Below are 15570 nucleotides of genomic sequence, written 5' to 3'. Positions count from 1 at the left end.
CGCGTTATCCCTGCGGTCGCACCAGCAAGGTCTGCATGCTGCGGCCGATGGGGCCGTGCACATCGTAGAGCTCGCCCGCGGTCATGCCGATTCCGTCCGGCCCAATGGAACCGCGGGCGGCGATGCCCACCCAGCCGCCGTCTTCCGACTGCAACTCCGATTCCGCCGACTTCTCCGAGGCGCCGAGCTGGGGGAGTCGGTGCAGGTGAACCACTAAGTCGGTATTCATAAACGCCCACTGGTGCGGGCTCAGCGTGGCCCCGATACCGTTGGCGGTATCAGCTACCTGCATGACTCGCTCCACCGCAGTCGGGTCCTCCCCGAGCACGATTGGGTACTGCGCGCGAACCCAGTGAATTTGCGTCTCGGCCAGCTCTTCCGTCGCGCCGGCGCGGGCTTCAATTGATTCGATGTAGCCGCCACTCCAATCGTCGGTAAGCGGAATGTACTCGGCGCTGCATTCCTCGGGCCCGGGCACCTGCTTGTCGAATGCACGCTCAATATCCCGCGTATCCGCAGTGGCCATCATCCATGCGGACGCCGTGGCAACTGGGCGCCACGCACCCTTGACGTCGGCAAGCAATTCGGCTTCGACCTTGGCGATCTGCCGCCCCGGGCGCGAGACCCATGAGCGCGCGCGGAGCTCCGTGTACGGTACAGCCGACAACAGATCCACGGCGATGCGAGTAATACGCATCCCCTCGCTTTCCAGACGGCGGCGCTCCAACATGCGCGTCAGCAGCGCCGACGGCGGCGCACCGTGCTGAAACGGCCCCCACGCCCCATAAGTGAAGCTGGTGGGCATGAAGCGCTCGTAGCTGAGCTCGCCTTCGGTGACCGTCCCTAGCGGAATGAAGTATGCCTCGGGTTGGTCGATAGCCTGGGCGAGTGAATCTTCAGTGGTTGTCATAGCGAGTCGATGCCTTTCATTCACGCGGGACACGTTCATGCGGTGATTTCATGCAGCACCGCAACATACTTTCCTTCCTGAAACTCTAAACCTTCATCCGACGGTTTTGCTGACATCATCGCTAAAAGCTTGCGTGCCTGGCATAGTCGCATGGTGTGAAAGCAATTTTGTGGGATATGGACGGCAGCCTCATCAACACGGAACCCCTGTGGGAGATTGCCACGTACGACCTCTCGGAATTCGTAGGCCGCCGCCTGACTCCGGAGTTGCGCATGCAGTGCGTCGGCAACACGCTCTGGGACACGCTGTCGATTTGTGCTGATCATGCGGGACGCACGCTTGACGACGAGCTGTTTGCCTCGGGCTCCCAATTCGTCGAAGGTCGCTTCACTGAATTGGTTCTAGAACATGGGGTGGAGTGGCGCCCGGGTGTGCCGGCGATTTTGGACCAGGCCCGGGCTGCTGACATTCCGGTGGTGTTGGTGACCAATACCCGTCGGCACGTGGCGCAACCCTGCATTGATGTCATGGGGGAGCAGCACTTCGCGGCGACAGTGTGTAGCGATGAGGTGGCCAACGGCAAACCGGCACCGGATCCGTACTTGCGTGGCGCAGAGCTAGCCGGATTTGCGCCAGAGGACTGCCTGGCTATCGAAGATTCCTCAACGGGGGTGCGCTCTGCACTCGCTGCGGGATGCACGGTGGTGTGGAATCCAATGCCGGATGTGAGCGTTTCGCAGGCTGATGTGGGGACGTTAGTACCCCCGGCGTGCTTCATTTCGGGCAATTTGGATACCTCGAATTTGGGCTTATTGCGGGCTGCTTTCGCGGGCGAGTAGACGACATGGAACAATAGACCGGGTGAAGAACTTTGATGACCTGTTTGCAGAGCTGAAGGAAAAAGCACAGTCGCGCCCCGAGGGATCGGGCACAGTCAAGGCGCTGGACGCTGGTGTGCATTTCCAGGGCAAGAAAATTGTCGAAGAGGCCGGTGAGGTCTGGCTTGCAGCTGAGCACGAATCTGACGAAGCCCTCGCAGAGGAGATTTCGCAGCTGTTGTACTGGCTGCAGGTGGTCATGGTCGGTCGCGGGCTGAGCCCCGAGGATGTTTACAAGTACCTGTAGGAGAAATCAACACCATGCTGCGTATTGCCGTGCCCAACAAGGGATCGCTGTCCGAGGCGGCAGTCGAAATCCTGAAGGAAGCTGGCTACCCGGGTCGAGGCGACTCCAAGAGCCTGACCATCCACGACGAAGCCAACGACATTGAGTTTTTCTTCCTCCGCCCGAAGGATATTCCTATCTACGTTGGCAACGGCCATCTGGATTTGGGCATCACCGGCCGCGACCTGGCCGCTGACTCGCTGGCTCCGGTCGATGAGGTTCTGAATCTGGGCTTCGGCGCCTCGACCTTCCGCTACGCCGCTCCGGCCGATGAGGAGTGGACCGTAGAAGCTCTGGAGGGCAAGCGCATTGCCACCTCGTACCCGAACCTGGTGCGCGAGGATCTGAAGGCTCGTGGCATTAACGCCACCGTTATTCGCCTTGATGGTGCAGTGGAGATTTCCATCCGCTTGGGAGTTGCCGACGTAATCGCCGATGTTGTCTCCACCGGTCGTACCCTGCGCAAGCAGGGATTGAAGCCATTCGGCGATGTTTTGGTCAGCTCTGAGGCAGTTGTTGTCGGACGCAAGGGCGTAGAGGTCACCGAGGAGCAGCAGGTGTTCCTACGTCGCATGACCGGCATTCTGCATGCCAAGACGTACTTGATGATTGACTACAACATCCGTGCGTCCGCGCTGGAAGAGGCATCCAAGCTCACCCCGGGCCTGTCTGGTCCGACCGTGTCGCCGCTGGCTAACGAGGATTGGGTAGCAGTTCGCGCGCTAGTTCCGAAGGCAGAGGCCAACCCGCTCATGGATGCCCTGGCGAAGATTGGTGCCGAGGCGATCTTGGCTTCGAATATCCGTATCGCGCGTATTTAGTGGAGACGTGACCTGCTCGAGGGGTGAGGGGGCGTGCCGTCTCAAGTAGGGGCCCATTTCGAGATGGATCCCCATCTCGAGCGGGGAACTGACCAATGCATTTTCACTCCCACCTACGTCGACGTAAGTAGTAGGCTTGACACTGAGCATGCGCACGGCGTTAGCCGTACTGACATAGTCCCCTTATGCCGGAAAAGCGGCAGTTGCGCCAGCGCTGTAGTTTTGACGGTGTAACCGCAGCGCCACGAATTGTGGTTCATAAGACTGCGCCTACGAGAAGGGATTGCTTCCACATGTCCGCAACACGTACCGAGGTCGACCTGCTTGGCTCTATGGAGGTTCCGGCAGAGGCTTACTACGGCATCCACACCCTGCGCGCAATCGACAACTACCAAATCTCAGCCAAGACCATCAACGACGTGCCCGAATTCATTCGTGGCATGGTGATGGTAAAGAAGGCCACGGCCATTGCCAACCAGCGCGTCCACACGCTGCCCAGCGATGTTGCAGACATCATTGTCGCCGCATGTGATGAAATCCTGGAAAAGGGACGCTGCATGGATCAGTTTCCAATCGATGTCTTCCAGGGTGGCGCTGGCACGAGTCTCAACATGAACACCAACGAGGTCATCGCTAACCTCGCTCTGGAACTGCTCGGTCTGGAAAAGGGCCGATACGACGTCATTCACCCCAACGATGATGTCAACCAGTGCCAGTCAACCAACGACGCCTACCCAACAGGTTTCCGTCTTGCTATCCACATGTCGCTACTGAGCTTGCAGAAGCACTTCGACTCCCTGGTTGAGGCCCTACACGCCAAGGGTGATGAATTCAACGACATCATCACAATGGGCCGCACGCAGCTGCAGGATGCCGTTCCAATGACCCTGGGACAGGCTTTCCACGCATTTGCCCACAACCTTGAGGAAGAGCAGGAGTCCATCGCAACTGCGTCGGCACGCCTGCTGCAAATCAACCTGGGAGCAACCGCTATCGGTACCGGCGTGAATGCGCCGGCGGGCTACCGCGAGGCCGTGACCCAGGCGCTGCGTGAGGTCAGTGGTTTTAAGGTGACCTCTGCGAAGGACCTAATCGAAGCCACCAGCGATACCGGCGCCTACGTCAGCGTGCATGCATCCCTGAAGCGCGCGGCCATGAAGATTTCCAAGATGTGCAACGACCTGCGCCTGCTGGCATCGGGTCCACGAGCCGGACTGAATGAAATCAACCTTCCGGAGCGCGCCGCTGGGTCTTCGATTATGCCGGCAAAGGTTAACCCGGTTATCCCAGAGGTCGCGAACCAGGCCTGCTTCAAGGTCTTCGGCAACGACGTGACCCTGACCTGGGCAGCCGAGGCCGGTCAGTTGCAGCTAAACGTGATGGAACCGGTCATCGGCGCATGCCTCTTCGAGTCGATTGAACTGCTGCGCAATGCTACCGACACTCTGCGCGACAAGTGCATTACCGGCATCACCGCTAACCCGGAAGTCTGCCGCGGCTATGTGGAAAACTCCATCGGTATCGTGACCTACCTGAATCCGGTCATTGGCCACCACGAGGGCGATATGGTCGGCAAGGAAGCCGCTCGCACCGGCCGCTCCGTCCGGGACATTGTCCTCGAACGCGGGCTGATGGACGAGAAGGAGCTCAACCAGGTCCTGAGCACCGAGAACCTCATGCACCCGGAATACCGGGGGAAGCGCTACGTGGCAGGGGAGTCTCGCCTCGACGATCTGTCCTAAGCGGCAACAAGTCTAACGAGTGACTTTTCGGAGATACACATGTTAGTTGCCGTCCAAATCTTTATCGTTCTAGCAGCGATTGTCCTTGGCGCGCGTCTTGGTTCAATTGCTATCGGATTCGCCGGTGGGCTGGGCGTTTTGGCGCTGGGCATCACCGGGGTTCCGGTCACCAAAGACGACATTCCGTTCGATGTCATCGGCATCATTATGTCGGTAATCGCGGCAATTGCCGCTATGCAGAAGGCCGGGGGCATGGACTATCTCGTCCACATTGCCGAACGGTTGCTGCGCAAGAATCCGCGACACATCACCTACTGGGCCCCGGTTGTCACCTACCTGATGACACTGCTCGCCGGCACCGGCCACACCGCATTTTCCACCCTCCCAGTTATCGCCGAAGTATCCAAGGAGGGAGGCGTTCGCCCGTCCCGCCCGCTGTCCGTGGCGGTCATCGCATCTCAGTTGGCGATTACGGCATCACCCATTTCAGCGGCTGTGGTGCTGATGGCTTCGCTCATGGAACCCCGCGGCGTTGGTTATCTCACACTCCTGGCGATTATCATTCCTTCGACGTTCCTCGCCATCCTTCCGACCGCCTTTGTCACGAATCACCTAGGCAAAGAGCTTGACGACGATCCGGAGTATCAAAGCCGCTTGGAAAAGGGGTTAGTCTCCAAGCCACGTGGCCAGATGAGCGAATACGTGCCAACCAAGTCGGCCAAGTGGTCCGTGGCGATTTTCCTACTCTCGATTCTCGCGGTGATGGTCTACGCGACCATCAGCACTGAACAGGTCGGCCTCATCGCTGACCCCACGCTCCCACGAAACGAGGCGATCATGTCAATCATGTTGACCGCTGCCACCGTTATCGTGCTGGCCTGCAAGTTGGACGCGGCAACCATTTTGAACACACCGGTGTTCAAATCGGGCATGTCCGCCAGCGTCTGCGTTCTCGGTGTGGCGTGGCTGGGAACCACAATTATCAACCACTACATCGACGACATTAAGGCCGCGTCCGGCAGCCTACTGACCACAATGCCGTGGATGCTGGCAATCGTGCTCTTCTTCGCGGCCGCATTGCTGTACTCGCAGGCGGCCACGGCAAAGGCCATCATGCCCGCTGCACTCGCGGTGGGAGTTTCTCCCATCACTGCGATTGCTTCCTTCGCAGCGACTTCCGCGCTATTCGTACTGCCTACTTACCCGACGCTCCTTGCCGCGGTGGAGATGGACGACACTGGCACAACCCGAATTGGCAAATACGTGTTTAACCACTCGTTCATCATCCCAGGCACTTTATGTATTGCCCTGTCCGTCGCGTTCGGTTTCGCCTTCGGCAGCGCACTGCTGTAGTGGGGGGGGCTACCTAGAACACCGCATAGAGAAACTGACTAGGTTTATGCCAAAATCAAAGCTGTGAATTCCATTCACCTGTCATAAACCTAGTCAGTAACCTTTACTGGCACCGTTACCGCCGACGGCGGCACCCCGCGAAAGCTAACATCGCCGCGAGAGCCACCGCCATCCGCAGTTTTTACTCAGTGCCGCCATCACCGACAGCACCCGGCCAACCGGGGTACTCCGGTGTGACCCCGCCATAGGCAGGGCACATCTCCTGGAAAGAACACCACCCGCAGAGCTTGGACTTCTTCGGTACAAAGTCACCGTTTTCACCGTCGCGCACGATCGCCGACCACAAGTCGGCAATCTCCGCTTGGAAGGCCTCTAATTCTGTCGCGTTGGGACTCAGCACCAGATCATCGGCAACCTTCAGGTACATCAACCGCAACTGTTCCGGGATACGACCGGTGAGCCGCCACCACACCAGCGCGTAAAACCGCATCTGGAAAAGTGCCTCATCCTGGAAGCGAGGAGAGGGCTTCTTGCCCGTCTTGTAGTCGACAATCCGGACCTCACCGGTCGGGGCAATATCGACGCGGTCGATAAAACCACGAAGTGGCACTGACAATGGCACAGTCTGATCCGCATCCGGATCGATAACCAGCTGAACGAACTTTTCCATCTCGGCCGCATCGAAGCCCATGGGGTTTTCCATCATGAAATACCCCTTGAGCAGGCCGCGGCATTCGACCAGGAAGTCGTAGTAATCATCCTCCGGAACTAGCTCAATCAGTTCCTCGTCCTTTGCACGCATGTCCTCCCAGGTCGGCTTCAGCCGTTTCACCGCTGCGGGGTAAGTGCGTTCTTCACGGGGCCAGGCATGCATCTGTTCGAGCACAGCATGCACCAACGTGCCCTTGACCTGCGCGACAGTCGACGGCTCCGGAATCTTGTCGATCGCACGGAACCGGTACTTCAGCGGGCACTGGCGGTAGTCATTAGCTCTCGACGGCGACAGCGCCAACTTAGAGCGGCGGGAAGGCTGAACAGCTGACTTAGAACTTTGGGCATTGTCGGGCATACTAGCCAGGTTAGAGTACCGCCCGGATTTGGCTGCACCCGACATGACCCGACCCAACCAAACCGAACCAGACCCAACCCGACATGACCCGACCCAACCAAACCCCAAAAGGAGCCCACACACCTATGGCATTGAGCGGACCATTCCAAGTCGGCGACCGAGTCCAGCTGACTGACTCGAAGAATCGCCACTTCACCGTCATCCTCGAGGAGGGTGGCAAGTTCTTCACTCACCGCGGCACCATCCTCCACGACGACCTCATCGGCGCCAAGGAAGGCACCACCGTCACCTCCAGCGAAGGCACCGTCTACCTGGCCATGCGTCACTTGCTGGTCGATTACGTCCTGTCCATGCCGCGCGGTGCTGCGGTGATTTACCCGAAGGATGCTGCACAGATCATCGTCGAGGGCGACATCTTCCCAGGTGCGCGCGTGTTGGAGGCCGGCGCTGGCTCCGGCGCGCTCAGCCTCAACCTGCTCCGCGCCATCGGCGCTGACGGGCAGCTTATTTCCTACGAGGTCCGCGAGGATCACATCGAGCACGCGGAACGCAACGTTGTCGACTTCATGGGTCACAAGCCCGACAACTGGGACTTGCGCCTGGGCGATCTCAACGAGGCCTCCGTCGAGTCGCTCGGCGGCCCGGTCGACCGAGTCATTCTGGACATGCTCGCTCCATGGGAATGCCTGGACACCGTTTCGAAGGTGCTTCAGCCTGGCGGCGTGCTCATGGTCTATGTCGCCACTGTTCCGCAGCTAATGAAAGTCATGGAGGGCATCCGCGCGCAGAAGTGCTTCACCGAACCACGCGCCTGGGAATCCCTGGTCCGCGACTGGAATGTTCAGGATCTCTCCGTCCGCCCGGCGCACCGTATGCAGGCACATACCGCATTCCTGGTGTGGGCACGCAGGCTTGCCGACGGCACGGTGCCTCCGCGTCCACAGCGACGAAATCAAAAGAAGCTCTAGACCCGCCGCTTCGCGCTGGGAGGTGTAGCCGTCGTAACGTGATGCGACACACGGTCTAAATCGACCAAGCAGCAACGGCATCTGGCCCTATGGGTAATCTGGGATACATGACAACGCCGTCTGACAAAATCCGTGATCTTGAGCAGAAGAACTACAACCTCGGCATTCGTAATAATCGCCTGGTTGAGCTGTTGCGGGACTCCCGTAACAAGCTAGAGCTACTGCGCCAAGACATGGAGGACATGCTGGAGCCGCCTAGCACGTACGGTATTTTCCTTAAGCCGGGGCCGGAGAAAGGCACCGCAGAGGTTTTTACCGGAAATCGACGGATGCGCCTGCGGGTGCAGCCGGAGATTAATGAGCGGGCGCTTCGGCCGGGCGCGCAGGTGCGTCTGAATGAGGGCTCGATAATCGTGGAGGACTGCGGTTATCCGGAAAGTGGCGACATCGCCAATGTTCGTGAGGTGCTGCCGGATCGGGAGCGCATTTTGGCCTCGGATACTCACGGTGAGGAATTCGTGGTGTCTCTGGCGGGGGATTTGTCGCCGAAGCCGGGGGACTCGGTGATGATTGACCGCAAGTCGGGCTATGCGTTTGAGGTCATTCCAAAGTCCGAGGTGGAAAACCTGGTGCTGGAAGAGGTACCGGATGTCACCTACACGGATATCGGTGGTTTGGACAGCCAGATTGAGCAGATTCACGATGCCGTGGAGATGCCGTTCCTGCAGCCAGAACTGTTTGAACAGTACAACCTGCGTCCGCCGAAGGGTGTGCTGCTCTACGGCCCTCCCGGCAATGGTAAGACGCTGATTGCCAAGGCTGTGGCTAATTCGTTGGCACGCAAGATTGCGCTATCCCGAGGCAAGAGCGAGGCGGAGGCGCAGCGGGCGCAATCGTACTTCTTGAATGTCAAGGGTCCGGAGCTGCTGAACAAGTTCGTGGGTGAGACCGAGCGTCAGATTCGCCTGATTTTTGACCGCGCTCGTGACATTGCCGAGGATGGCAAACCGGTTATTGTCTTCTTCGATGAGATGGACTCGATTTTCCGCACTCGTGGTTCGGGTATCTCCTCGGATATGGAAAACACAGTGGTCCCGCAGCTGCTCAGTGAACTTGACGGTGTGGAGGGGCTGGAAAACGTCATCGTGATTGGTGCCACCAACCGCGAGGAGATGATTGACCCGGCAATTCTGCGCCCAGGACGCTTGGATGTGAAAATCCGCATTGAGCGCCCGAATGGGGCTGCGGCGAAGGATATCTTCCGCAAGTACTTGACTCCAGAGCTGCCGTATAACGCAGCCGAGGTGGAAGCGCGCGGTGGGGCGGAGCAGAATGTCGCACACCTCATTGACCAGGTTGTTGAGCGGATGTACGCCAAGACGGAAGAAAACGAGTACGTGCGGATTCGCTATGCCGATGGCACCAGCGAAGTTATGTACTACCGCGATTTCAACTCCGGCGCGATGATTTCCAACATCGTCGACCGTGCGAAGAAGTCCGCCATCAAGTCGGTTATCGCTGGCGGCGAGGCTGGTATTAGCTTGGATCACCTGCTGTCCGCAGTGGCGGAGGAGTTCGCGCAGAACGAGGACCTGCCAAACACCTCGAACCCGGATGAGTGGGCTCGCATCTCCGGTCGGCCGGCGGCGCGCGTTGCCTCTGTCGAGGTGATTCGTCATGGCTAATTCCGCCGCCAGTTCTGCACAGCCGAACCGCTTCTTCGGCACTGAGATTGAGTACGGCATTTCCAGCCCGGACAACCCGGATGTCAGCCCGATTCTCACCTCCACGCAGGCCGTGCTGGCTTTCGCGCACGAGCAGGAGGAGGGCCTGTCGGGGCGCATCCGCTGGGACTACGCACCGGAGTCGCCACTGCGCGACAGCCGTGGTTTCGACCTGCGCCGTTACCACCAGCCACCGATTGTTGACCCGAATGCCGTCGGCGCTGCAAACCTGCTGGTGCAAAATGGTGCTCGCTTCTACGTCGATCACGCGCACCCGGAGTACTCCTCACCGGAGACGGCAACCGCCCGCGAGGTGGTTATCGCTGACCGCGCAGGTGACAAGATTATGCTGCGCGCAGCTCAGCTTGCCGCCGAAGCCACCGATGCCGAGGGCAATCCAGGTCCGACGCTGAAGCTCTACCGCAACAACGTCGATGGCAAGGGCGCCTCGTATGGCGCCCACGAGAACTACCTTTTCTCCCGAGAAACTGAGTTCGATGACATTGTCGCCGGTCTGACGCCGTTTTTCGTCACTCGCCAGGTGTTCACGGGCGCTGGTCGCGTAGGTCTGGGGCAAACGGGGCAGGAGTCGGGTTTCCAGATTTCGCAGCGCGCGGACTACATCGAGACTGAGGTCTCGCTGGAGACCACTTTGAACCGCGGCATCATCAACACCCGCGATGAACCACACGCCGACTCCAATCGCTTCCGCCGCCTGCACGTCATCATCGGGGATGCCAACATGAGTGAGGTCGCCACCTTCCTCAAGCTGGGCACCACAGGTTTGGTCATCGACGCCATCGAGGACGGCGTGCGTTTCGACGACCTGCAGCTCCGCAACCCCGTCGAGGCCGTCCATAAGGTCTCCCGAGACCTGACTTGCACCGAGAAGCTGCAGCTGGCAGACCATGTCACGTGGATGTCCGCAGTGGAAATGCAGTACGAGTACCTGCGTCGCGTGGAGAGCTACGACCAGCAGGGCGACGTCGTCAAGCTCTGGCGTGAAGTGCTCGACGTGCTTTCCGACGACCCCCGCAAGGCAGCCCACCTGCTGGATTGGGTGGCGAAGTACAACCTCATGGAGGGCCTGCGTACCCGCCTGGGCGCGGGCTGGGACCACCCGAAGTTGGCGTTGATTGATATTCAGTACTCGGATATCGATCCGGCTCGTGGGCTGTACCATGCGCTGGTGCGCCGTGGTTCGATGCGCACGCTCGTGACAGAGGAAGAAGTCGACCGCGCGGTTGAATACGCGCCGGAATCCACACGTGCGTATGTGCGCGGTGGCATTCTGCGCCGCTTTGGCAAAGATGTCGTCGCGGGCAGTTGGACCAGCTTGGTGGTGGACACCGCGGGGGTGTATCGGCGCACTCGTGACGTGGAGTCGCCTGGAATTACGCTGGCCTACATTACGCTGGATGAAGTTGACCGTTTCACTGCCGCAGAATGCGGTGACGTGTTGGAGTCTGCGGAGACAGTGGCCGAGGTGGTCGAGCATCTGCGTACGCTCGGGGCTATCCGCGAACAATAGGCACGCATAGTGCAGCAATAGGCAGTAATACTCAATAGTTTTTCTTGAAGGAGCAATATCATGGCTGGTAACACTCAGGTTTTCGGCGGCGGTTCCGGCGGAGGCGACGAGGAAGAGTTCGGCGAGGTCGCTGGCGGCGGTCAGGCTCAGGAGCACGTTGCAGCTGCTGACGACCTGCTGGATGAAATTGATGGTCTGCTGGAGAACAACGCCGAGGAGTTCGTGCGCTCGTATGTACAGAAGGGTGGCCAGTAAAAAGTGACTGACCAGCAGGTAGGGCAGCAGGAGCCGGAAACAACGCCGACACCGGTACCGGCGCAGGCGTTGACCCGACGCATCACCGGCATTGAGACCGAGTTCGGCATCACTCTGACGCTGGATGGCTCGCGCCGCCTGGGGCCGGATGAGATTGCCCGCTACATGTTCCGCCCAGTGATCGCTAAGTACGGGGCAACCAACATTTTCACCCCCAATGCTGGTCGTATGTACCTCGATGTCGGAAGCCACCCGGAGTACGCCACTGCTGAGTGCGATTCGGTCTCGCAGCTGGTCGCGTACGACCGCTCGGGCGAGGTCATCTTGAACGAGCTCGCCGAGAAAGCCGAGGCAGAGCTTGCCGACGAGGGCATCGGTGGCAAGGTCTACCTGCTGAAGAACAACGTTGATACCGTCGGTAACTCCTACGGTTGTCACGAAAACTACCTGGTTGGTCGTGAACTGGGACTGAAGTCCCTGTCCAAGCTACTGTTACCTTTCTTGGTTACGCGACAGCTCATTTGTGGTGCGGGGAAGATTTTCCTGCCGTACCCAACCTCGCCGTATCACAACGATCCGATTCAGTACTGCTTCTCACAGCGCGCGGATCATGTGTGGGAGGGGGTCTCCAGTGCAACGACACGCTCCCGGCCGATTATTAACACTCGCGACGAGCCACACGCGGACTCCAACCGATTCCGCCGCCTGCACGTCATCGTGGGCGACTCCAACATGAGTGAGACGACGACTGCACTCAAAATTGGCTCCACTCAGCTGGTCCTGGAAATGATTGAAGCCGGCGTGAAGTTGCCGGACTTCGAGGTCGCCAACGAGATCAAGTCCATCCGTGCGGTGAGCCGCGATATGACTGGCAAGGCCGAGATTCCACTGCGCAGTGGCAAAACTGCCACCGCGCTGCAGATTCAGCGCGAGTTCCTGGACGCTGCGACGGAGTGGCTGAAGGTCCGCGAAGAAAACATGGTCAACGAGGACAAGGGCATTGCCGGTGCCGGCACGTCGAACGAAGAAATGAGCCGCATTGTCGAGCTGTGGGGTCGCGCGCTCGATGCCGTGGAAACCGGTGACTGGTCTCTCATTGAGCACGACATTGACTGGGCCATTAAGTACTCGCTCATGAAGCGCTACCTGGACCGCGGTCTAACGCTGGAGGACCCCAAGCTTCATCAGATCGACTTGGCCTACCACGACATCCGTCCCGGCCGCGGCATCTTCCGCGCGCTGGAAGCCCGTGGTATTGCCTCGCGGTGGATTACCGATGAGCAGGTCGCTGAGGCAGTCCGCATCGCACCGCCAACTACTCGTGCGAAGCTGCGCGGTGATTTCCTCGTTGCAGCTGAAGACTCCAGTTTGAAGACCGTCGTGGACTGGACACACCTGAAGATTTCCGGCGACGATCCCATCTCCACCATGCTCGGCGACCCCTTTGCCACGGAAAACGATGAGGTCAATGAGATGATCGAGATTCTGACGGCCGCGAAGAAGACCTCGGATACGGATCCGGAAAACTAGTTCCGCCCCCCCCGGAAACTGCCCCAGGAAAAGGAGCCCCACAGTCGTGTCTGTCCCACCGGTATCGGAAAGCCCCGGATCCGCTGCAATCAGTGAGAACCAACGCCAGGTTCAACTGCTGTTGGCGCTTGCCGACGACACCGGGTGGGTAAGCGAGTCGTGGATCTCCAAACATGTCGAGGGTTACTCCCGTGTTTCCGAGGATTCCCGGGCTCGTTATTTACGTGCGGACACCGCAGCACTCCTGGCAGCCGGGGTCCCGGTGGAGGTTTCGTCGTCAAGCGCGGGCGATAAGGTCAAGCGTCTGCGCCTGAACAGACTACGGTGGCCCCAGCACGACCCCGAGTTCACTGAAGCGGAGGCTTCGGTAGTTTTCCAGGCGGCGAATGCGGCGTTTGGTTCGGAGGAGCTGAGCTCGACGGCTGTGGCGGCGTGGCGGAAGCTCGCATCGTTTGCGCAGCGCAGCGCCATTGCGAAGCCGGATGAGTCGGTGGTGGTGGCCGATGCGGTGGATATGAGTCGAGTGGATTTCAGCACACTGCTGACTGCAATGACCTCGCCGCGCCGGACAGTGGAGATGTGGTACTCCCGCCAGTACGGCGTGGATGATGAACTGCGCATGCTGGAGCCGTGGGGTCTGATTAACCTGCGCGGGCGCTTTTATGTGTTGGGCTTTGATCCGCAGCGTGAGGCGGCGCGTATGTTCCGGCTCAGCCGTATCCGCGATGTGTCGGATACAGGGACGTCGGCGACCCAGCCAATGCCCGATGGTGACTTGCAACAGATTGCGGAAAACATGTTGCACCGCGGTGGCAAGACCTATCAGGCGGTTGTTCGTATCGCTCCGAATACCTGCGCTGATGTGGTGATGAAAGCGACCGCGTTGGGGGATGGGCGCTACAAGCTGCCAGCGGCACCTGTGAGTGAGATTGTGTCCACAGGTTTGAGTTACGCACCGGATTTGATTGTGGAATCACCTGAAGAGGCACGGTCGGAGATTATTGCTCGGTTGGAGCAGGTACTCGCTCGCCATGGCGGATCGAATGGTGCGAAGAACGCTTTGGAGGGCAACTAATGACAGTGCATGCAGCCCGGGAACTTGACGCGAATGTCAGTGTCGACGAGTTGTTGGCGGTCGTACCGTACTTTTCGCAGCACCGTTCAATGACAGAGGCCGCTACCGAGCTGGCCATACCTTTTGCCCGAATTCGGGCAATCGTGGAGCAGATTGCCGACATCGACCAGCCGGGACTCCTCGGAGTGCGGGCTTTTGAAGTTGATTACCGCAACAGCTTTGATGTCCGTATTCGCCCTCAGGCGACCGTACTTAGCCAACCGCGTGCTCTGACCGCCGAAGAAACCGCGACCTTGCTGCTCATCCTGGAAACCATCGAGGACTCCGCGGCCGCCATTTCCTCCGAGGCCGCGCAGACGGCTGCGACGAAACTACGCAGTGCTCTGGGAACAAACGTCCCCATTATTGACTCGACCGCCGCGGACGATGGCAAATCCTTTTCCTATTCTGAGCAGATCTACGCCGCACTGCATCAGCGCAAGGTGTTGAAGGTGCGCTACCGGAATGCCTCAGGGCAGGTTACAGTCCGTGAGCTTGACTGTGTCAACGTTTATACAGTTGAGTCCACGACGTACCTCCGCGCTGTGGACCGTGCGCAGGAAGACCGTCGCCAGAAGAGCTTCCGCGTCGACCGCCTGGAGGCCGCCGAGGTCCTCGACACTCCCGCCGGTTTCCACCGCCCAGAGCCTGTCGATATCCGTGATCCCCACGCCTTTGGTGCGGAAACGGGAACGTCCGAATGGGCAAGTGTGCGTATCGACGCCGACGCCACCTGGATCGCAGACTATGAACCGGTCTTCTTTACCGAAGATGAGGGAGAAGAAGAGGATACCGAACTGGTCTCTGACCAAGGCTTAGGGCAGTCGGAATATGGCGCTGACGTGCCGATGTCCGACTTGGCCGCAACAGGCTCCTTTGTGCTCCGCCGTTCACCGAGCGTAACGGTCGCTGAGCCCTTAAAATTGAAAAACGCCGTTGTTGCGCGAGCCCGCGAAGCTTTGGCAGAGTATGGTCGAAACGACAAGGCTTAAATCAAAGCTTTAATCGCGCACGATGTGGCAACTTGCCACTTGTATTTGTATTCATTCGAAAGGTCTCTAAGCGGATGCCGAACCTAGGTCCCTGGGAAATCATCATTATCCTGGTCGTTCTTGTCTTGCTCTTTGGTGCAAAGAAGTTGCCGGATGCCGCACGTTCGCTCGGCCGCTCCATGCGTATCTTCAAGTCCGAAGTCAAGGAAATGCGCAACGATGACGAGCACCAGGAGCAGGCTGCAATTCAGCAGGCTCCGCAAGCCCAGCCACAGCAGCCGTACCAGCCGCAGCAGCAGTACCAGCAGCCGGCACCGCAGGCTCAGCCGCAGCAGCCGTACCAGCCGCAGCATGGCCAGAACAACCCTGGCCAGCCGCAGCAGTAGTAGAAGGCCGG

Annotated in this window: 15 protein-coding genes; 13 read left to right on the top strand and 2 right to left on the bottom strand. The window is 59.2% G+C overall.

Annotated features, from left to right (window positions below; translation table 11 throughout):
- Positions 1–4: 4 nt before the first annotated feature.
- On the bottom strand, positions 5–910 hold the full coding sequence (locus HMPREF2787_RS05235; RefSeq protein WP_070858585.1) for a thioesterase family protein: 906 nt from the start codon (positions 908–910) through the stop codon (positions 5–7).
- A gap of 155 nt (positions 911–1065) precedes the next feature.
- On the opposite strand from HMPREF2787_RS05235, the gene HMPREF2787_RS05230 reads away from it, so the two are divergent.
- From HMPREF2787_RS05230 to HMPREF2787_RS05210, 5 genes are all read left to right on the top strand, one after another.
- The gene (locus HMPREF2787_RS05230) at positions 1066–1749 is read left to right on the top strand and encodes an HAD family hydrolase (RefSeq protein WP_083326665.1); all 684 of its coding nucleotides are present in this window, start codon (positions 1066–1068) and stop codon (positions 1747–1749) included.
- Positions 1750–1771: 22 nt separating this feature from the next.
- Complete coding sequence (locus tag HMPREF2787_RS05225; protein WP_005510825.1) at positions 1772–2035, top strand: phosphoribosyl-ATP diphosphatase; 264 nt, start codon at positions 1772–1774, stop codon at positions 2033–2035.
- 14 nt (positions 2036–2049) lie between these two features.
- Positions 2050–2895, top strand: coding sequence for an ATP phosphoribosyltransferase (gene hisG, locus HMPREF2787_RS05220; protein ID WP_016422792.1), 846 nt, complete (start codon positions 2050–2052; stop codon positions 2893–2895).
- Positions 2896–3188: 293 nt separating this feature from the next.
- On the top strand, positions 3189–4637 hold the full coding sequence (gene aspA / locus HMPREF2787_RS05215; protein WP_069359542.1) for an aspartate ammonia-lyase: 1449 nt from the start codon (positions 3189–3191) through the stop codon (positions 4635–4637).
- Positions 4638–4676: 39 nt separating this feature from the next.
- A complete protein-coding gene (locus HMPREF2787_RS05210) occupies positions 4677–5990 on the top strand; it encodes an anaerobic C4-dicarboxylate transporter (RefSeq protein ID WP_070858583.1) in 1314 nt (437 codons plus the stop codon).
- Positions 5991–6171: 181 nt separating this feature from the next.
- On the opposite strand, the gene HMPREF2787_RS05205 is transcribed toward HMPREF2787_RS05210, so the two are convergent.
- On the bottom strand, positions 6172–7059 hold the full coding sequence (locus tag HMPREF2787_RS05205; protein ID WP_049170646.1) for a RecB family exonuclease: 888 nt from the start codon (positions 7057–7059) through the stop codon (positions 6172–6174).
- A 125-nt stretch (positions 7060–7184) separates the two neighbouring features.
- On the opposite strand from HMPREF2787_RS05205, the gene HMPREF2787_RS05200 reads away from it, so the two are divergent.
- From HMPREF2787_RS05200 to tatA, 8 genes are all read left to right on the top strand, one after another.
- Positions 7185–8027: a tRNA (adenine-N1)-methyltransferase gene (locus HMPREF2787_RS05200; RefSeq protein ID WP_049170556.1), complete on the top strand. Its 843-nt coding sequence runs from the start codon at positions 7185–7187 to the stop codon at positions 8025–8027.
- A gap of 107 nt (positions 8028–8134) precedes the next feature.
- Entirely contained in the window at positions 8135–9712 is a 1578-nt protein-coding gene (gene arc / locus HMPREF2787_RS05195) for a proteasome ATPase (protein WP_246824211.1), read from the top strand.
- A complete protein-coding gene (gene dop / locus HMPREF2787_RS05190; protein WP_070858581.1) occupies positions 9705–11282 on the top strand; it encodes a depupylase/deamidase Dop in 1578 nt (525 codons plus the stop codon). Before arc ends, dop begins: the two co-directional genes overlap by 8 nt.
- A 60-nt stretch (positions 11283–11342) precedes the next feature.
- On the top strand, positions 11343–11537 hold the full coding sequence (locus HMPREF2787_RS05185) for a ubiquitin-like protein Pup (protein WP_005510795.1): 195 nt from the start codon (positions 11343–11345) through the stop codon (positions 11535–11537).
- A gap of 69 nt (positions 11538–11606) precedes the next feature.
- Entirely contained in the window at positions 11607–13067 is a 1461-nt protein-coding gene (gene pafA / locus HMPREF2787_RS05180) for a Pup--protein ligase (RefSeq protein WP_070858669.1), read from the top strand.
- 46 nt (positions 13068–13113) lie between these two features.
- A complete protein-coding gene (locus tag HMPREF2787_RS05175) occupies positions 13114–14142 on the top strand; it encodes a helix-turn-helix transcriptional regulator (RefSeq protein WP_070858580.1) in 1029 nt (342 codons plus the stop codon).
- On the top strand, positions 14142–15173 hold the full coding sequence (locus tag HMPREF2787_RS05170) for a helix-turn-helix transcriptional regulator (protein ID WP_070858579.1): 1032 nt from the start codon (positions 14142–14144) through the stop codon (positions 15171–15173). The genes HMPREF2787_RS05175 and HMPREF2787_RS05170 overlap by 1 nt, the downstream gene beginning before the upstream one ends.
- 74 nt (positions 15174–15247) lie before the next feature.
- Entirely contained in the window at positions 15248–15559 is a 312-nt protein-coding gene (gene tatA, locus HMPREF2787_RS05165) for a Sec-independent protein translocase subunit TatA (protein ID WP_070858578.1), read from the top strand.
- Positions 15560–15570 lie beyond the last annotated feature (11 nt).

It is taken from the genome of Corynebacterium sp. HMSC061H03 (assembly GCF_001838215.1).
Classification (GTDB): domain Bacteria; phylum Actinomycetota; class Actinomycetes; order Mycobacteriales; family Mycobacteriaceae; genus Corynebacterium; species Corynebacterium jeikeium_D.
Note: the sequence above shows the minus strand (reverse complement) of the source record. Positions and strands in the feature narration are given on the sequence as shown.